Genomic DNA, 15,852 nt, shown 5'->3' with positions numbered 1-15,852 from the left:
GCCACACGCGTTCCCTGTCGGTTACGCAGTAAATATCCTTCGAGCGTGAGCTGATCCAGCGCTGCATTCACGGTGTTCCGCGAAAGAGAAAGTTGACGAGCCAGCGTCCGCGAACCCGCAAGCTGGCAGCCAGACTGTAACCTGCCGCACAGTATGGCCTCCCGCAATGTTAGATAGAGCGTACGTTGAAGCGTCTCCTCACCACGCGCTTTCAGAGCAGCATTGAGCAACGTATAAAATTCATCACCGGGTATATTCATCTCACCTCCGCCTGGTACCACCAAAACATAGCCGAGTGGTTCTTTTTATGGAACCAGTAACTCACTAGTCTGGAACTCTTTTCAACGTCACGGACATTAAGATGAAGACATTCAATCAGTTTGGTCAGCCAGTGGGTGAACCTCTTATCGACTGGCAACCTCGTCAGCACCCGTCTCGGGTCGTCCTTCAGGGGCGCTATTGTCGGCTTGAGCCTCTGCGAGTGGAGCATGCCGACGCACTGTTCAACGCTTATTCCCGGGCCGAAGATACCCGCAGCTGGACATGGCTGCTACGGGAGCCAGATGCCTCGGCGGGTGAGTTTGCCGGGTGGGTGGCGAGCGTGTGTGAATTATCCGATCCCATTCACTTTACCGTAATTAATAACCACACAGAGTCTCCTGTCGGAACACTGGCCCTGATGCGGATCGATCCTAAAAACGGTGTAGTGGAAGTGGGACACGTTCATTTCTCCCCACTGTTAAGCCGCACGCCAGAGTCAACAGAAGCGCAATATCTGCTGATGCAGTACGTGTTCGATACTCTTGGCTACCGCCGTTATGAGTGGAAATGTAACAGTCTGAACGAACCTTCGCGCAAAGCGGCACTGCGTCTTGGTTTTCAGTTTGAGGGGCGTTTTCGCCAGGCGCTGGTCACAAAAGGTCATAACCGGGATACCGACTGGTTTTCGATACTCGACAAAGAGTGGCCGGCGCTGGCGAAGGCCTTTGAAGGGTGGCTTGCCATCGACAATTTTACTGCCGATGGCAAACAGAAAAGATCCCTGGAAAGTTGGCGAGAAACACGCATCTAGCGTCTTTTTTTACGTCCCTGAACCGCCTTAAAGCGCGGGTTAGATTTGCAAATCACATATAAGCGTCCCTTGCGTTTGACTATCTGGCAATCCGGGTGACGCTGTTTCGCACTACGTAATGAGTTAAGTACCTGCATAGTTAGCCCCGCTTCGCATTAAGAAAACCACCAAAACGCTTGCGGAAGCGTGCCGCGCTGCCATCCGTAGAGAACGTTTTCTGCTTGCCGGTATAGAACGGATGCGATTTTGAAGAGACCTCAATAGTGATGTAGGGATAGGTTTCACCGTCGAGTTCAATTTCGCGGTCGGTCTTTATGGTCGAGCCAACTTTAAAGTACTCATTGGCACTGGTATCGTGGAAAACCACGGTGCGATAGGCGGGATGGATATCTGGTTTCATCGTAAGCTCTTCTTGTTTTGTTATAACATAACAAAATGATATCGAAGCTCTGATGAAATAACAACCCCCCTCTATCCTGATGCTATTTTCTGATTTGCCTTAGATAAAATGAAAACCAGGCTACACACGTGCTATAACTACATCATTTCGCGGTAAAATCTTTCTCTTCAGGCAGGGAACTCTGTACCCAGGAACGGGCATATGAGGAAGGAAACGACAGCATGAAAACCCGGCATATGGTCAGTCTGGTGACTGGTGTACTTATCTTTTCTGTGTTGATCCCCATTTGCCTTAGCATCTGGCTGGCGCACCGCCAGGCGGAAGAAAAATTTGTCGATGCGCTGGACAGGTATGCCTCACGTGTACTGGTACGTACTGACATGGTTATGGAGCAGGCAAAAGAGGCGCTAAATCATTTGCAGGCCTTTAAGGGAGTCCCCTGTAGCCCTACGCATTTAATGGAAATGCGCCGGTCCGCTTTCTCGTGGCGTTATGTCCAGGAAGTTATCTATGTCGACAATCTTAAGCCCCTCTGCTCCTCCCTGGAGCAAACCAGCAAAGCGGTCTCTTTTCCCCCTCCGATGCGTATTACAGAAGATGGTTACAGCACATGGCTAACCACACAAAACGATCTCGGCTTTAACCGCTATATGGCTGTCATGGGGAAAGGCCATTACCTTGTACTGATTGATCCCGCCTCGCTTGTCGATGTAATCCCTTTCAGTCAGCTCACGATCAATGCCTCCCTGGTGGGGCATAAAACACATCTCATTTTTGCCAGAAGTAACAAACTTGATCCGCATATCCGTAACATGGTTATGGGTCAGAAGGTCACCAGCATTCAGTACAACGGGTCAATGTACATCATGAAGCCGGTGCCTGAGTTAGGGTTTACGATCGTGGCCTGGGCTGCACTCAAGCCACTGGCTGAAACCTGGCACCAGCAGCTTATTTTCTGGCTACCTTTCGGCATACTGATAAGCCTGCTTGCCGCGTTCTTCGTCTTGCGCGTATTGCGCCGTATCCAGTCGCCGCGCAATCGCCTGCTTGACGCCATTAACAGCCGCGACATTGTGATTCACTATCAACCCATTGTGGCACTCTGTAGCGGAAAAATTGTGGGTGCTGAGGCGCTGGCACGCTGGCCTCAGCCAGACGGGAGCATTCTCGCGCCAGATATTTTTGTTCCACTTGCTGAGCAAACCGGGCTCATCTCGCAGCTGACCCAGTTAGTTATCGAAAAAGTATTCGAAGATATGGGCAACTGGCTGCACCTTCACGAGGAACAGCATATCTCCATCAACCTCGCGCCTGCGGATTTGACCTCCGGCGATCTGCCACCACTGCTGGGTCAATTACTGAATAAGTGGGCAGTCCATCCGAAACAAATCGCCCTTGAGTTAACCGAACGTGGCTTTGCCGACCCTAAAATCAGCGCGCCAGCCATCGCCGCCTTCCGTCGTTCAGGGCACTCTATCTATATTGATGATTTTGGTACTGGCTATTCCAGCCTGAGCTATCTGCAGGATCTTGATGTCGATACGCTAAAAATTGATAAATCGTTTGTGGATGCACTGGAGTACAAAAACGTCACCCCGCACATTATTGAAATAGCGAAATCGCTGAAGCTGGCGATGGTTGCGGAAGGGATTGAGACAGCTGGGCAGCTCGCATGGCTGCACCGCCACGGGGTGCAGTATGGTCAGGGATGGTACTACAGTAAGGCACTGCCAAAAGCAGAATTTATTTTTTGGGCTGAAAATAACCTCAGGATGCATTCTACTTAAGGTAGGATTTGATCACCTGTAACACCACGCCAAGATCGGCTTCACGCTTTGCTTCTTCGGGCTCTTTCACCACGTGATCGGTTAAATGCCCTTCGATCACCTGCATCATCATGCCGTTAACCGCTCCACGGATCGCCGCCAGCTGTTGTAGCACCTCGGCACATTCGTGATCACTGTCCAGCATTTTCTCCAGGGCGTTACTCTGCCCCTGAATTTTCTTCAGGCGAGTCAATAACATTTTCTTGTCGCGAACGGTATGTGACATCTGGTGATCCCTTCTCTTTTTTGACGTTTAAAGCATATCACGCTCTACTCCCCCTGAGTATTTTTCTACTGGGGGGTAGTATTAATCTACTGGGGGGGAGTAGTATTTGATCTCGCTTTCCATTCCGGAATCTTCGATGAACGATTTTGCTTCACTCCTGCAACAGGGCAACGCCTGGCTGTTTGTCCCCAGCGCTATCCTGCTCGGCGCGCTGCATGGCCTCGAACCGGGCCACTCAAAAACGATGATGGCCGCCTTTATCGTGGCAATCCGCGGTACGATGAAACAGGCTGTGATGCTCGGTCTGTCGGCAACACTTTCCCACACGGCGGTGGTCTGGATCATTGCCATGGCTGGTTTATGGTTTGGTCAGGGATGGGATGCACACACGTCCGAACCCTGGTTCCAGCTGATCTCCGGGGTATTGATCATAGCAATCGCCTTGTGGATGGCCTGGCGAACCTGGAAAGAGAGTCAGCCGCACGATCATCATCACGATCACCACCATGACCATGACCATGACCATGACCATGACCACCATCATGAGCATCACCACCATGGACATCAACTGGTTGAGGAGGAGTGGCAGGACGCCCATCAACGGGCACACGCACAGGATATTAACCGACGTTTCAACGGTCAAAACGTCACCACCGGGCAGATCGCGATGTTTGGCCTGACCGGGGGGCTTATCCCCTGCCCAGCATCAATAACTGTCCTGCTGATCTGCCTGCAGCTGAAGCATTTTGCCCTCGGCGCAACGCTGGTGTTCAGTTTCAGCATTGGCCTGGCGATCACGCTGGTGGCTTCCGGCGCAATTGCCGCCTTAAGCCTCAAGCACGCGACCAAACGCTGGCCCGGGTTTAGCGAATTCTCCCGTAAAGCGCCATGGATCTCCGCTGCGCTGATTACCATAGTAGGGATTTACATGAGCCTGCATGGCCTGAGCGGCATTCTGGCGTAAGACTGCGGCCACGCTCTGTGGCCGCATCTTCATGGTCAGTTAAGAGTTCTGCTGCCAGCTGAAGGTATAGCGAAGCTGGCGCCTCTGCAGAATGAATTCCGGTGAGACGCTGGGGCTCCAGGAATCGTCGCCGCCCACGCCCATATGGAACGCATCGAGATTGAGCCAGCAACCAGGCTCCTCACGCAACAAATGATGGTGGGTTGTCTCACGCAGCTGCTGTTGGCTGTAGCGGCTCGCGGAGAAATGGAACCGACCCTTTAACTGGTGCCTTCCCAGCACAACTTCACGGGTATCGCAGCGCAAACCATTTTCTGTAGGGAAAATATACGGTGTGTGCATCGCCTCCAGTGGTAGTGTCCAGCGCCCCTGCTGGGCCGCCAGCTTTCTGTCCGGGTAGTTTTCGTGCGGTCCCAGCCCCAGCCAGTGAACGTTTTCCGGCGTTTCGACGAGGTGAACGCTCAGGCCAATCCGCGCGGGTTCCGGGATATCAGACGCAATATCGACCTGAATGTCACCGTGCAGCACGCCCCGGTCATCCACCCGCCAGATTTTACGACTCAGGAACAGCGCTTTGCCGTGAAACTCCAGGGCATGCAGGGTGGTGACCACCACCTCACCCGCGTGCTGCTCTGAGCCACACTGCAGAACGCGCGAAGTAAGATCGTACATACCCGCCGCTTTCCAGCGCTCAACCCAGGCATTCGGATCGATCCGCGTCGCCTCACTCACACCAATGTCATTGTCCAGCGGTGCACGGCTGAAGTTATCCGTCACAGGTGAAATCAGCGTTTCAACACCATTACGCCACCATTGCGTCAGGTTCCCGGACTGGCGGTCGAACTGCCAGCGTTGTTGCTGATGCGTGATTTCAAGCATACGATCGTTTTGCGTCAAAACAGGAGCCACACCCGCGGGAGCTGGCGGAGAGATAAACAGCGGAGCCGGAAGCGGCCACTGTTCCCACGCGCAGCGATGATCTGCCGGTGACCACGGTGTTGCCCGCGGCTGAAATACTTCGACATTCAGCCAAACTTCACCCGGTTCTGGCTTGATCTCCGGAAGATCGATTTCCACATGCTGAGTCTCTCCAGGAGCAACAGCGAGTGTGACCTCGCCCGCGTCCAGTACGTTCCCATCCCGGGCAATCGTCCATTTCAGCACTTCGTTATCGGTATGGCGGAACAGATAGTCGCTTCGCACCGCAATCACCCGCGGTGACGAACTCACCCACGTAAACGTGAAAAACTGCTGCGCACGCTGCGCCTCATACAGCGCCGGATGTGGCGTGCGATCGGGAAACACCAGACCATTCAGGCAGAACTGACGGTCATTCGGTTTATCGCCAAAGTCCCCGCCGTACGCCCAGAACGTGTTGCCATTTTGATCTTTTTTCGTCAGGGCCTGATCGACCCAGTCCCAGACAAAGCCACCCTGCAGGCGAGGATGGCTGCGAAACGCCTGCCAGTATTTCGCGAACCCACCGAAGCTGTTCCCCATCGCGTGGGCATATTCGCAGAGGATCAGCGGACGCGTTTCATCCGGCATGCCGATCCATTTCTTGATTGACCATTTGGGTACAGCAGGGAAAGGCTGGTCCTGATCGACCCGGGCGTACATCGGGCAAACAATATCGGTCGCGGCTGTGTTCGCGCCGCCACCTTCATACTGTACCGGGCGCGTTGGATCCGTGGATTTCACCCAGCGATACAGTGCGTCGTGGTTTGCACCGTGCCCGGACTCATTGCCCAGCGACCAAATGATAATTGAGGGATGATTACGATCGCGCTGCACCATGCGGGTCACACGCTCGCTCATAGCAGGCAACCAGCGCGGATCGTCTGCGAGGCGACTCATCGGCACCATGCCATGGGTTTCGATATTAGCTTCGTCAATGACATATAGCCCGTAGCGGTCGCATAACGTGTACCACAGCGGATGGTTTGGGTAGTGCGAGCAGCGCACAGCGTTGAAGTTGTGCTGCTTCATGATTTCGATATCGCGCCGCATCGTCGCTTCGTCCATCACCTGGCCATTTTCCGGATGATGTTCATGCCGGTTTACCCCGCGGATCAGCAGCGCTTTACCGTTGAGTTTCAGCAGACCGTTGCTGATTTCAACGCGGCGGAAGCCAACATCGCAGGCTTCAATCTCCAGCACGTTGCCCTGCGCATCCCGAAGCGCGATCGTCAGGCGATACAGCTCCGGCGTTTCAGCACTCCATAACGCCGGGGCATCAACGGGAATGGCTACCGTTAAACGCTCGGCCCAGCTGCCGCGCTCGTCCACAATAGCAGACCCGGGGCACTGGGTTGCGCTGACGCATTTTTCCCCCTTACGCCACAGGGTAAAGGCCACCTCGCAGTCTGCAAAACCAGCGCCTGCCAGTTGGACGTCGACCTTCAGCACTGCGCGGTCCAACTCTGCGTTCAGGTCTGTCGCCACCTGATAATCAGCTATATGCGTCTCGGGTTTATGCAGCAACGACACATCGCGGAAAATGCCGCTCATGCGCCACATGTCCTGATCTTCCAGATAACTCCCGTCGCACCAGCGCAATACCATAACGGCCAACCGGTTTTGTCCGGGGCGTAATACCGCCGAGAGATCAAATTCGGCGGGGAGTCGGCTGTCCTGTGAATACCCCATCCACTGCCCGTTGCACCACAGATGAAACGCCGAGTTCACGCCGTCAAAGATAATCCGGGTTTGCCCGCTCTGCAGCCAGGCGTCATCCACTTCAAATGTGAGCGAATAACAACCGGTCGGGTTTTCCTGTGGAACGAAAGGTGGGTTAACAGGTATTGGATAAGTGACGTTGGTGTAGATGGGGGTGTCAAAACCCTGCATCTGCCAGTTAGACGGTACGGGCATCGTGACAGCATCCGCGCAATCTTCTGTCACCCATTTTTGGGGAACCTGCTCCGGCGCTGGAAAGTAGCTAAATTGCCATTCCCCGTTAAGGGAGCGTTTGCTGAGAGATGCGGCATCATCCCGGGCAGGTTGTTCATGATGCCAACTGTGTAACGGCGCGTGTGCGGCCAGGCGGTTCCACTGGGTTACCCCTGGGTTTTCCCAGTCCCGACGGGCCAGAATTGCGCTGAGAGTCAGCGATAGTGTGTTGGGCATATCAACCTCTTTTGCGAAGCGCTCACAATTTTGCTTAACATGCCCTGCCACTGGGTTACGGTAAAGTGTTCGATCGTGGGGTAGCGAGTCAGATCACAAAAGTCTTATTTACGGGCAAGTTGTTCAGCCCGTAGCGCCAGGCTTCTGAGCTGCTGCGCGAGATCCTCATATTCTGCCTGCTGCGGCACACGGCGCGCGCTGGAATGACGAGTCACCAGCGTAACAGGCAACTGAACCTGCCAGCACTCTTCTCCCTGAGTGGGCGCCAGCAGCCACTCCACACTTTGCTCTCCCGCCTCACGAAACGCCTGGCGAACGGTTGTCAGCGGCGGGGAAAACCAGGCGCTGTCTGCGGTATCGTCAAATCCAACCACGGATATCTGGCCGGGAATGGATATCCCCTTTTCTGCGCAGGCACGCATTACTCCGAGCGCCATTTGATCGTTCGCTACCAGAATGGCATCAGGTAATTCCACCGCCGATAACAGCAGATGTCCTTTCTCATATCCACAAGCCGCACTCCAGTCACCGTATGCCAACGCGATGGGTTCAAGGCCAGCCTCTGCCAGCGTAGCTTTCCAACCCGCCAGACGCGCCCGCGCAGAAACCGAGCTTTCCGGTCCGCTCAGCAGGGCAATGCGTTGATGCCCTAATGAAAGTAAATGCTCAACGCCCAGACGTGCCCCCTGCGCGGCATTAAACACCAGGCTGTTCACCTGCGCTGCAGGGGATACATCAATGAACAGCACCGGGACGGGTGACGCCAGCGCCCTGAGCTGTTCAGCGAGACGATCGTCAAGCGGAACATTCACCAGTAGCGCTTCCACGCGCTGCGCCAGCAACGCCTGAAGTGCGCTCTGACACTGCTGCGGTTGCTCAACCATGGAAATAAGGACGCTCGCCCCCTGTTCCGACGCACGCAATTTTACCGCCGACACAATTTGCGAAGGCGCGTGCAGGGCCAGGTCGGTAGTGATGAAGCCCAGCGTACGGATGCGTTTACCCGCCAGCTGCTGTGCCCGAAGGTTAGGAACGTAGTGCAGCTCCGCCATCGCCTGCTGCACCTTTTCCCGCGTACGGGCAGAGACATGTTCCGCATCGTTAATGACGCGGGACACGGTCTGATAAGAAACCCCCGCAAGGAGGGCAACATCATAGAGAGTGATTGCTTTCATGCATTCTGGCGTCGCAATTTTAGAAGCTTCTATTCTGGCACAGCGACGCCGTTAAAGCATGTGAGCGCTTCGCAAAATTAAACAACCCGTTCCGGCTGAGGTACTTTCTCAATGCGCGGCTTCTGGCGGAACCAGGGCAGACAGAGCTGGATAAGCGGGCCAATGGTCAGGGCATACAAGACGGTTCCCACACCAAAAGTGCCGCCAAGCACGCACCCAATCAGCAGAACAGACACTTCAATTGACGTACGCACGCTGCGAATTGACCACCCCATACGAGCATGAATACCCGTCATCAGACCATCGCGTGGGCCAGGCCCGAAACCCGCACCGATGTACATGCTGGTCGCAATCGCGTTCATCACGATGCCCGACACCAGAAAAGCGATTCGAATAGATAAGGAATCAAGTTCCGGGATAAGCGCCATGCTGGCGTCCGCCGCCAGACCGATACAAATCACGTTACTGATTGTGCCAAGACCCGGCATCTGACGCAGGGGGATCCACAGCAGCAGCACCGCAGCGCCGGTCACAATGATCACCGTCCCGATAGTCATCCCCAGTTGTATCCCTACTCCAAGGTGGAAAACATCCCATGGATCAACACCCAGATCAGAACGAATAAACATCGCGGTTGAAAGCCCATACAGCCCTAAACCAACATAAAGTTGTAGCAGACGACGTACCATTTTTTATCTTCTCCAGTGAACCAGACTTTCATCCTGACCTAAAATGGCACTATGATTAATGTCCAGTTTTCAAATAGTGGACTGCATATGTCATCACGTCGCTTCGGAAGCCAGTCTCTGGTACGTCTTTTAGGCCACTGGCAGCAAACCTCATCCCGCACCCCACTCTGGCGTCAGCTGGCCGACGCGCTGCGTCTGTTAATCCTTGATGGCAGACTGGCACTGAATACGCGGCTACCAGGCGAACGGGAACTGGCCACCGCGCTGGATGTGAGCCGGACGACTATCAGCAGCGCCCTCGCCCATCTGCGCGAAGAGGGATACCTCGAAAGCCGCCACGGAAGCGGATCGCGCGTGATCCTCCCGGATACGCGCGCCGTTCCAACACTTTCAGCGGCAAGCGCCGCGCTGGATCTCTCCACTGCCGCGCTCAATGCCGGGCCAGAGATCCACCAGGCTTATACCCATGCGCTCACGGCCATTACCCAGCATCTCTCGCTGACGGGTTACGATCAGCTTGGGCTGCCGTCACTGCGGGAAGCCATCGCTGCACGCTATACCGCGCGTGGTCTTCCGACCAGGGCGGACGAGGTGATGGTGGTTAATGGTGCCGTCAGTGGTTTTGCGCTGGTACTGCGGATGATGACCGGGCCGGGGGATCGTGTCGTGGTCGATCATCCCACCTATCCGCTGGCGATTGCCGCCATTAAGGGGGCACAGTGTCGGCCCGTGGGGGTCTCACTGCCGGAAACCGGCTGGGATACGAATGGCTTTGCGGCAACGCTTGCCCAGACGGCGCCTCGTCTGGCGTATCTGATGCCAGACTTTCATAACCCGACCGGGCGATGTATGGATATCGCGACCCGTCAGGCAATAACCGATATCGCCGCGCAAACCCGCACGGCGCTGGTGGTGGATGAAACGATGGTCGATCTCTGGTTTGACTCACCGCCGCCGCCGCCGCTGGCATCGTTTAACCCGCAAGCCAACGTAATCACGCTAGGTTCTGCCGGAAAAAGTTTCTGGGGAGGACTGCGTCTAGGCTGGATCCGCGCCTCTTCGCGCACCATCGCGACACTTGCTCAGACGCGAGATACCCTGGATTTAGGCTCACAGCTGCTGGAGCAGCTGGCGACACTGTGGCTTATCGACAATAGCGATCGTTTTCTGCCCGCTCGTCGCAAGATGCTGGCAGAACGACGCGATCGATGCGGTGAACTGTTGCGCGAACATTTCCCGGAATGGAAATTTCATGAAGCGGAAGGTGGACTCTCATACTGGATCGAACTGCCTGGTATGCAGGCAACACAGCTAGCCGCACGAGCGGAAATACTAGGGATCAACCTGGGGACCGGTACACGGTTTGGCTTATCGGGGGCGTTTGATCGCTATTTACGTATGCCTTTTTCGCTCGAACCGACAGAGCTTGAACAGGCTTTACTGAGGATTAAGCCACTCTGGCTCTCCCTGAATAAAAACGCGCCATCAGTAAAACGCAGTCTGGTGTAATATAAAAACTTGAAGTTGATCATAAAATAAAAACTGCTGACTGTAATACATGCAGTCAGCAGTTTTCACCTGTCAGGATTTAGTGCTGAGGAGGAATAGGAAAGCCTTTCAGTGAAATAACGAAGTTTTCACCGTCTTTCTTTATTTTTGCGCCGGTATCGCACCAGTCAGACGCAATACGAAAGAACTCATCACTACCGACATTCCAGCCAAGACGTACATGCTTCACGTAGCCTGAACGCAACAAATCGCAGGCCTCTTTGTAGTCACTGGCAGTAGACAGTTGTTGTTTCATTTTCTCTTCTTCAGAAGTTTACGTAGAGCTTTGATTTCTTTAGGAGTAAAAGGAGAAACACTCTCTTCTTCCGTATGCTGATTATCAATATCCTCTTCCGATACTCCCGCCTCTTCTACTGCTTCAAATGCCAGCAGCAGCAGTTTCTCTGTCGTCACGCTTAAATTCTCGTTATTCACTTCCGCATAGTGACGAAGTCTTTCTTTTAGCGTGCCATCAATTTTAACGTTTAATACCGCAGTAGCCATGTTTGTCACTTCCCTTCGGAATAAGTGTTTTATTTAATACACGAAGTTAACAATGTTATCCAGATATATATTTTTTTGAGTTATGGAAGAAAATAGACATCCAATGATAAAATGACAGTCTATTATTACAGGTTTATGACAATAATATTTCAATACAATGAAATATATATTACACGATATAGGCGTACTAATATTGTGGACTAACCGTTTAAGGGGAAGGAGAAGCAGGGTAAGTCTTGCGGAGCCACAAATGGGTGGGGGCCCTGCCAGCTACATCCCGGCACACACGTCGTCTGCCCTGGCTGCTTCCTTCCGGACCTGACCTGGTGAACAGAGTAGCGTTGCGGGAGAACCAACAGAGCCCCCATTGAGAGCGTTGATAACCAACGCGCTGGCGCATTATCCCTGTGCTAACGCCCAATTGCAAGCTGCCAGGAACCGGATGCTGGTTTCTTGCGCAAACTGGCGCAGCAATCCTGACGATCTTCGTTTAACATGACTGTCCAGTAAATCCCGCAGGTGAACGTATGGACGAACACGACTCATTTCCACAGCGTGTATGGCAAATCGTGGCCTCTGTTCCGGAAGGCTATGTTACCACCTATGGTGATGTCGCGCGTCTGGCGGGCTCCCCGCGTGCAGCGCGGCAGGTGGGCGGTGTCCTGAAACGACTGCCGGAAGGCAGTACGTTGCCCTGGCACCGGGTGGTGAACCGTCATGGTGTCATCTCGCTGACGGGTCCGGATCTCCAGCGTCAACGTCAGGCATTACTCTCAGAAGGTGTGCAGGTGTCGGGGTCAGGGCAGATCGATTTACAGAAGTATCGCTGGGTATATTGACCCCTCTCCCGAAGGAGAGGGGCAATGCAGAAATTACATCTGCGTCGGTGGGGTTGGCAGGGAAGGCTGATTGGTCTGCGGAGCAACCGGGACTTCGGTCTGCTGCACCGGCACCAGGTTCAGGTCAACTTTGGTCCCACCGTTGTTAATCGCTTCCTGGACCGTATCGGTGATAAAGACCAGCTTACCGTTAATGGTTACCGCAGCGCTCAGCAGGATACGGGCATTAGGCTGCACGTCTGATGGGTTGTACGGCAACACGAAGCTAAACGGTGCTTGCTTACCTTCAGTACGGACGGCACGCTGCGCCAGCACTTTCGACGGCGCGTCTGCCAGAGAAGCATCAGACAGGGTTACCGTTAACACCGCATCCGGCGGTAAGGCCACTTTCTGTTTAATCCAGATGGTACCGGAAACGTTAGGCTGCTGAATGGATTGCTGAGAAAGGGTATTAATCCCGTTTGGGTCTGCTGCTGGCACTGGCACCTGGGCGCTCTTACCGGCACAGGCGGACAACGCCACCGCAATAGCTACACCACTTAGCATGGGCACGAGTTTCATTGAAGTCTCCTTATCATCAATGCACCAGCGGGATCGATCCCATCCGATGTCGTTTCAATCACATAACGTATTCAAGTGTGGCACAGATCACTGATTAATGCCTGAGATCGTCCCGATATTCAGATTATTCTACCCATCGGACCACTTTCATTTCTGCGTTATACTCTGCCTATCTTTCGCTACGGCGTTTATTGAGGACAACTATGAGTCAGGCACTGAACAATCTGCTGACATTACTGAATCTGGAAAAAATTGAGGAAGGACTCTTTCGCGGACAGAGCGAAGATTTGGGCTTACGCCAGGTCTTCGGCGGGCAAGTCGTTGGACAAGCGCTGTACGCTGCAAAGGAGACTGTCCCGGCAGACCGTCTGGTGCATTCATTCCACAGCTACTTCTTACGCCCTGGCGATAGCGCAAAACCGATTGTTTATGACGTCGAAGTCTTGCGAGATGGCAACAGTTTCAGCGCGCGCCGCGTAGCAGCCATTCAGAACGGTAAGCCAATCTTTTACATGACCGCCTCTTTCCAGGCACCTGAAACCGGATATGAGCACCAGAAGGCGATGCCTCCGGCCCCGGTACCCGACGAGCTGAAATCTGAAACAGACATCGCCCGCGCGCTGGCGCATCTGCTTCCACCGCAGGTCAAAGAGAAGTTCCTCTGTGACAAGCCGCTTGAGATCCGTCCCGTCGAGTTCCATAACCCGATGAAAGGTCACACCGCCGAGCCGACGCGCCAGGTCTGGATCCGGGCTAACGGTAATGTGCCAGAAGACTTCCGCGTTCATCAGTATTTGCTGGGTTATGCGTCTGATTTCAACTTCCTGCCGGTGGCGCTGCAGCCGCACGGCGTCGGGTTCCTGGAAAAAGGGATGCAGGTTGCGACGATTGATCACTCCATGTGGTTCCACCGTCCTTTCAACATGAATGAGTGGTTGCTCTACAGCGTGGAGAGTACGTCAGCGTCAAGCGCGCGCGGGTTTGTACGTGGGGAGTTTTATACCCAGGATGGCGTGCTGGTGGCCTCGACGGTACAGGAAGGGGTGATGCGTAATCGCGGGTGATTATGTGCGGCCTGATGCCCTCACCCTGACCCTCTCCCACGGGGAGAGGGAATACACACTAAAAACGGCAACCTGAGGTTGCCGTTTTGCTGTTTATTACGCGTTATACGCATTCTCGCCGTGGCTGTTGACGTCCAGACCTTCGCGCTCCTGCTCTTCCGGTACGCGCAGACCAACCGTCATGTCCGCCAGTTTATAGCCAATGAAGGCCACTACAGCAGACCACACAACGGTGATAGCAATACTTTCCAGCTGTACCAGCAGCTGATGAGCCATGGTGACGCCTTCTGCATAACCCACGCCACCGAGAGATTTCGCGGCGAAGATACCTGTCATGATACAACCGATGATGCCGCACACGCCGTGTACACCAAACACATCGCAAGGGTCATCAACGCGCAGAATACGTTTCAGTGCAGTCACGCCCCACAGACCCGCCAGACCGGACACCAGGCCGACCAGCAGCGCACCGCCTACACCTACATAACCACACGCTGGCGTGATGCCAACCAGACCGGCAATCGCCCCTGAACAGGCACCCAGCAGGGAAGGTTTACCGCGCACCGCCCACTCACCAAATACCCAGGAGAGGATTGCACCCGCCGTAGCCACTACAGTGTTCACGAAAGCCAGTGCAGCAATTTCGTTCGCGGCACTTGCCGAACCGGCGTTGAAGCCGAACCAGCCAAAGTAGAGGATCGCAGTACCCGTAAAGACCATCGGCAGGTTGTGCGGTTTGAACGCCTCTTTACCGAAGCCAACACGTTTGCCAATCAGGTAGGCCCCTACCAGACCCGCTACCGCGGCGTTGATGTGTACAACGGTACCGCCCGCGAAGTCCAGCGCACCGTGCGTTGCCAGCAGACCACCGCCCCAGACCATGTGTGCAATTGGCACATAGGAGAGCGTCAGCCAGACCACGACAAAAATCAGCACCGCAGAGAAGCGAATACGTTCAGCCAGCGCGCCCACAATCAGCCCCACGGTAATACAGGCGAACGAGCCCTGGAAAGCAACATGGATGTACTGGTAGAAGCTGCCCATCAGCGCGGTCAGCTCAATATTTTTCAGCATCACCCAATCGAAGTTGCCAAAGAAGGCGTTGCCGGTGCCGAAGGCCAGCGAGTAACCGTAAACCACCCATAGCACGCAGACCAGTGCAAACGTCACGGCAACCTGCGTCAGCATGGAGAGAACGTTTTTGCCACGGATCAGGCCACCGTAGAACAGCGCAATGCCCGGAATTGACATGAACAGCACCAGCGCGGTGCTGATCATCATAAAGGCGTTATCGGCTTTGTCTGCCACCGCAGGAGCAGCAGCCAGCGCCAGGCCCGGCAGCAGTGCCAGCGAACCCAGACCCGTTTTAAGTGTTGCTATCTTCATTTTCTCGATCCCTATCACTGTGTGCCAGGAGTTACTTACAGTGCCGCTTCGTCAGATTCGCCGGTACGGATGCGAATGACGCGCTGCAGTTCGGCAACGAAAATTTTGCCGTCGCCAATTTTGCCGGTGTAGGCCGCTTTGCTGATCACATCGATGACTTCATCAAGCTGGTCATCAGCAATCGCGACATCAATTTTTACTTTTGGCAGGAAGTTAACGCTGTATTCCGCCCCGCGATAAAGCTCGGCATGACCTTTCTGACGACCAAAGCCTTTCACTTCGGTGACAGTCAGTCCCTGAATACCCATTGAAGACAACGCTTCACGCACGTCTTCGAGTTTGAATGGTTTGATTACAACCGTAACCAGCTTCATAGATCCCCTCCAGTCAGAATTCGGTAATGGCCGCAGCTAACGCAGAGGATATTGCAAGGGGTGTGCCAGAAATGAAAAACAGGGTGAATCGCGGT

18 protein-coding genes and 1 other RNA gene are annotated in these 15,852 nt (G+C 54.3%); 6 read left to right on the top strand and 13 right to left on the bottom strand.

Translation table 11 applies throughout. From position 1 onward, the window contains the following. Nucleotides 1-260: GntR family transcriptional regulator (locus tag ACLHV8_RS25285; RefSeq protein WP_410392155.1), on the bottom strand; the 260-nt coding region annotated here is incomplete at its 3' end. 101 nt (nucleotides 261-361) lie between these two features. Here ACLHV8_RS25285 and ACLHV8_RS25280 point away from each other — a divergent pair. Next, on the top strand, nucleotides 362-1,072 hold the full coding sequence (locus ACLHV8_RS25280; RefSeq protein ID WP_128348591.1) for a GNAT family N-acetyltransferase: 711 nt from the start codon (nucleotides 362-364) through the stop codon (nucleotides 1,070-1,072). Here ACLHV8_RS25280 and ykgO read toward each other — a convergent pair. Next, nucleotides 1,069-1,209 carry a type B 50S ribosomal protein L36 gene (gene ykgO, locus ACLHV8_RS25275; RefSeq protein ID WP_003859006.1) on the bottom strand — a complete coding sequence of 47 codons (141 nt, stop codon included), beginning with the start codon at nucleotides 1,207-1,209 and terminating at the stop codon, nucleotides 1,069-1,071. The genes ACLHV8_RS25280 and ykgO overlap by 4 nt on opposite strands. 2 nt (nucleotides 1,210-1,211) lie before the next feature. Further along, nucleotides 1,212-1,472: a type B 50S ribosomal protein L31 gene (locus ACLHV8_RS25270; protein WP_010428154.1), complete on the bottom strand. Its 261-nt coding sequence runs from the start codon at nucleotides 1,470-1,472 to the stop codon at nucleotides 1,212-1,214. Nucleotides 1,473-1,693: 221 nt separating this feature from the next. Between ACLHV8_RS25270 and ACLHV8_RS25265 the strand changes: the two genes are divergently transcribed. Beyond that, the gene (locus ACLHV8_RS25265) at nucleotides 1,694-3,259 is read left to right on the top strand and encodes an EAL domain-containing protein (protein WP_208594358.1); all 1,566 of its coding nucleotides are present in this window, start codon (nucleotides 1,694-1,696) and stop codon (nucleotides 3,257-3,259) included. On the opposite strand, the gene ACLHV8_RS25260 is transcribed toward ACLHV8_RS25265, so the two are convergent. Continuing rightward, entirely contained in the window at nucleotides 3,252-3,524 is a 273-nt protein-coding gene (locus ACLHV8_RS25260; protein ID WP_028017619.1) for a metal-sensing transcriptional repressor, read from the bottom strand. The two genes, ACLHV8_RS25265 and ACLHV8_RS25260, sit on opposite strands and share 8 nt — an antisense overlap. Nucleotides 3,525-3,660: 136 nt before the next feature. Between ACLHV8_RS25260 and ACLHV8_RS25255 the strand changes: the two genes are divergently transcribed. Further along, nucleotides 3,661-4,488 carry a nickel/cobalt efflux protein RcnA gene (locus tag ACLHV8_RS25255; protein WP_028017620.1) on the top strand — a complete coding sequence of 276 codons (828 nt, stop codon included), beginning with the start codon at nucleotides 3,661-3,663 and terminating at the stop codon, nucleotides 4,486-4,488. A 39-nt stretch (nucleotides 4,489-4,527) separates the two neighbouring features. Here the strand turns inward: ACLHV8_RS25255 and ACLHV8_RS25250 are convergent, their stop codons facing one another. The 3 genes from ACLHV8_RS25250 to ACLHV8_RS25240 form a co-directional block, all read right to left on the bottom strand. Further along, nucleotides 4,528-7,617: a beta-galactosidase gene (locus ACLHV8_RS25250; RefSeq protein ID WP_208594360.1), complete on the bottom strand. Its 3,090-nt coding sequence runs from the start codon at nucleotides 7,615-7,617 to the stop codon at nucleotides 4,528-4,530. A 104-nt stretch (nucleotides 7,618-7,721) separates the two neighbouring features. Then, complete coding sequence (locus ACLHV8_RS25245; RefSeq protein ID WP_208594361.1) at nucleotides 7,722-8,792, bottom strand: LacI family DNA-binding transcriptional regulator; 1,071 nt, start codon at nucleotides 8,790-8,792, stop codon at nucleotides 7,722-7,724. A gap of 77 nt (nucleotides 8,793-8,869) precedes the next feature. Then, a complete protein-coding gene (locus ACLHV8_RS25240) occupies nucleotides 8,870-9,481 on the bottom strand; it encodes a YczE/YyaS/YitT family protein (RefSeq protein ID WP_114977951.1) in 612 nt (203 codons plus the stop codon). 87 nt (nucleotides 9,482-9,568) lie between these two features. On the opposite strand from ACLHV8_RS25240, the gene ACLHV8_RS25235 reads away from it, so the two are divergent. Further along, nucleotides 9,569-10,990, top strand: coding sequence for a PLP-dependent aminotransferase family protein (locus tag ACLHV8_RS25235; RefSeq protein ID WP_208594362.1), 1,422 nt, complete (start codon nucleotides 9,569-9,571; stop codon nucleotides 10,988-10,990). A gap of 79 nt (nucleotides 10,991-11,069) precedes the next feature. On the opposite strand, the gene ACLHV8_RS25230 is transcribed toward ACLHV8_RS25235, so the two are convergent. The 3 genes from ACLHV8_RS25230 to ffs form a co-directional block, all read right to left on the bottom strand. Continuing rightward, entirely contained in the window at nucleotides 11,070-11,285 is a 216-nt protein-coding gene (locus tag ACLHV8_RS25230) for a hypothetical protein (protein WP_028017625.1), read from the bottom strand. Beyond that, a complete protein-coding gene (locus tag ACLHV8_RS25225; protein WP_208594363.1) occupies nucleotides 11,282-11,533 on the bottom strand; it encodes a hypothetical protein in 252 nt (83 codons plus the stop codon). Before ACLHV8_RS25225 ends, ACLHV8_RS25230 begins: the two co-directional genes overlap by 4 nt. A gap of 261 nt (nucleotides 11,534-11,794) precedes the next feature. After that, an RNA gene (ffs, locus tag ACLHV8_RS25220) (signal recognition particle sRNA small type) lies at nucleotides 11,795-11,891 on the bottom strand. A gap of 169 nt (nucleotides 11,892-12,060) precedes the next feature. Here ffs and ACLHV8_RS25215 point away from each other — a divergent pair. After that, nucleotides 12,061-12,372, top strand: coding sequence for an MGMT family protein (locus ACLHV8_RS25215; protein ID WP_028017627.1), 312 nt, complete (start codon nucleotides 12,061-12,063; stop codon nucleotides 12,370-12,372). A 33-nt stretch (nucleotides 12,373-12,405) separates the two neighbouring features. Here the strand turns inward: ACLHV8_RS25215 and ACLHV8_RS25210 are convergent, their stop codons facing one another. Then, nucleotides 12,406-12,933 (bottom strand): YbaY family lipoprotein, encoded by a 528-nt coding sequence (locus tag ACLHV8_RS25210; protein WP_028017628.1) that lies wholly within the window; start codon nucleotides 12,931-12,933, stop codon nucleotides 12,406-12,408. Nucleotides 12,934-13,136: 203 nt separating this feature from the next. Here ACLHV8_RS25210 and tesB point away from each other — a divergent pair, with 203 nt between their 5' ends. After that, a complete protein-coding gene (tesB, locus tag ACLHV8_RS25205) occupies nucleotides 13,137-13,997 on the top strand; it encodes an acyl-CoA thioesterase II (protein WP_028017629.1) in 861 nt (286 codons plus the stop codon). 96 nt (nucleotides 13,998-14,093) lie between these two features. Here tesB and amtB read toward each other — a convergent pair whose 3' ends face one another. Further along, the gene (amtB, locus tag ACLHV8_RS25200; protein ID WP_028017630.1) at nucleotides 14,094-15,383 is read right to left on the bottom strand and encodes an ammonium transporter AmtB; all 1,290 of its coding nucleotides are present in this window, start codon (nucleotides 15,381-15,383) and stop codon (nucleotides 14,094-14,096) included. A gap of 35 nt (nucleotides 15,384-15,418) precedes the next feature. Continuing rightward, nucleotides 15,419-15,757: a P-II family nitrogen regulator gene (gene glnK / locus ACLHV8_RS25195; RefSeq protein WP_008503304.1), complete on the bottom strand. Its 339-nt coding sequence runs from the start codon at nucleotides 15,755-15,757 to the stop codon at nucleotides 15,419-15,421. Between the last annotated feature and the right edge of the window lie 95 nt (nucleotides 15,758-15,852).

The sequence above is a fragment of the Enterobacter sp. CPE_E863 genome (genome assembly GCF_046521465.1).
Classification (GTDB): domain Bacteria; phylum Pseudomonadota; class Gammaproteobacteria; order Enterobacterales; family Enterobacteriaceae; genus Enterobacter; species Enterobacter adelaidei.
This window is presented reverse-complemented; position numbering and strand designations above follow the sequence as displayed.

What these genes read in the sequence shown, in the direction of transcription:
- ACLHV8_RS25280 (WP_128348591.1), top strand. Translation starts at nt 362, where the DNA reads ATGAAGACATTCAATCAGTTTGGTCAGCCAGTGGGTGAACCTCTTATC.
- ykgO (WP_003859006.1), bottom strand. Translation starts at nt 1,209, where the DNA reads ATGCAGGTACTTAACTCATTACGTAGTGCGAAACAGCGTCACCCGGAT.
- ACLHV8_RS25270 (WP_010428154.1), bottom strand. Translation starts at nt 1,472, where the DNA reads ATGAAACCAGATATCCATCCCGCCTATCGCACCGTGGTTTTCCACGAT.
- ACLHV8_RS25265 (WP_208594358.1), top strand. Translation starts at nt 1,694, where the DNA reads ATGAAAACCCGGCATATGGTCAGTCTGGTGACTGGTGTACTTATCTTT.
- ACLHV8_RS25260 (WP_028017619.1), bottom strand. Translation starts at nt 3,524, where the DNA reads ATGTCACATACCGTTCGCGACAAGAAAATGTTATTGACTCGCCTGAAG.
- ACLHV8_RS25255 (WP_028017620.1), top strand. Translation starts at nt 3,661, where the DNA reads ATGAACGATTTTGCTTCACTCCTGCAACAGGGCAACGCCTGGCTGTTT.
- ACLHV8_RS25250 (WP_208594360.1), bottom strand. Translation starts at nt 7,617, where the DNA reads ATGCCCAACACACTATCGCTGACTCTCAGCGCAATTCTGGCCCGTCGG.
- ACLHV8_RS25245 (WP_208594361.1), bottom strand. Translation starts at nt 8,792, where the DNA reads ATGAAAGCAATCACTCTCTATGATGTTGCCCTCCTTGCGGGGGTTTCT.
- ACLHV8_RS25240 (WP_114977951.1), bottom strand. Translation starts at nt 9,481, where the DNA reads ATGGTACGTCGTCTGCTACAACTTTATGTTGGTTTAGGGCTGTATGGG.
- ACLHV8_RS25235 (WP_208594362.1), top strand. Translation starts at nt 9,569, where the DNA reads ATGTCATCACGTCGCTTCGGAAGCCAGTCTCTGGTACGTCTTTTAGGC.
- ACLHV8_RS25230 (WP_028017625.1), bottom strand. Translation starts at nt 11,285, where the DNA reads ATGAAACAACAACTGTCTACTGCCAGTGACTACAAAGAGGCCTGCGAT.
- ACLHV8_RS25225 (WP_208594363.1), bottom strand. Translation starts at nt 11,533, where the DNA reads ATGGCTACTGCGGTATTAAACGTTAAAATTGATGGCACGCTAAAAGAA.
- ACLHV8_RS25215 (WP_028017627.1), top strand. Translation starts at nt 12,061, where the DNA reads ATGGACGAACACGACTCATTTCCACAGCGTGTATGGCAAATCGTGGCC.
- ACLHV8_RS25210 (WP_028017628.1), bottom strand. Translation starts at nt 12,933, where the DNA reads ATGAAACTCGTGCCCATGCTAAGTGGTGTAGCTATTGCGGTGGCGTTG.
- tesB (WP_028017629.1), top strand. Translation starts at nt 13,137, where the DNA reads ATGAGTCAGGCACTGAACAATCTGCTGACATTACTGAATCTGGAAAAA.
- amtB (WP_028017630.1), bottom strand. Translation starts at nt 15,383, where the DNA reads ATGAAGATAGCAACACTTAAAACGGGTCTGGGTTCGCTGGCACTGCTG.
- glnK (WP_008503304.1), bottom strand. Translation starts at nt 15,757, where the DNA reads ATGAAGCTGGTTACGGTTGTAATCAAACCATTCAAACTCGAAGACGTG.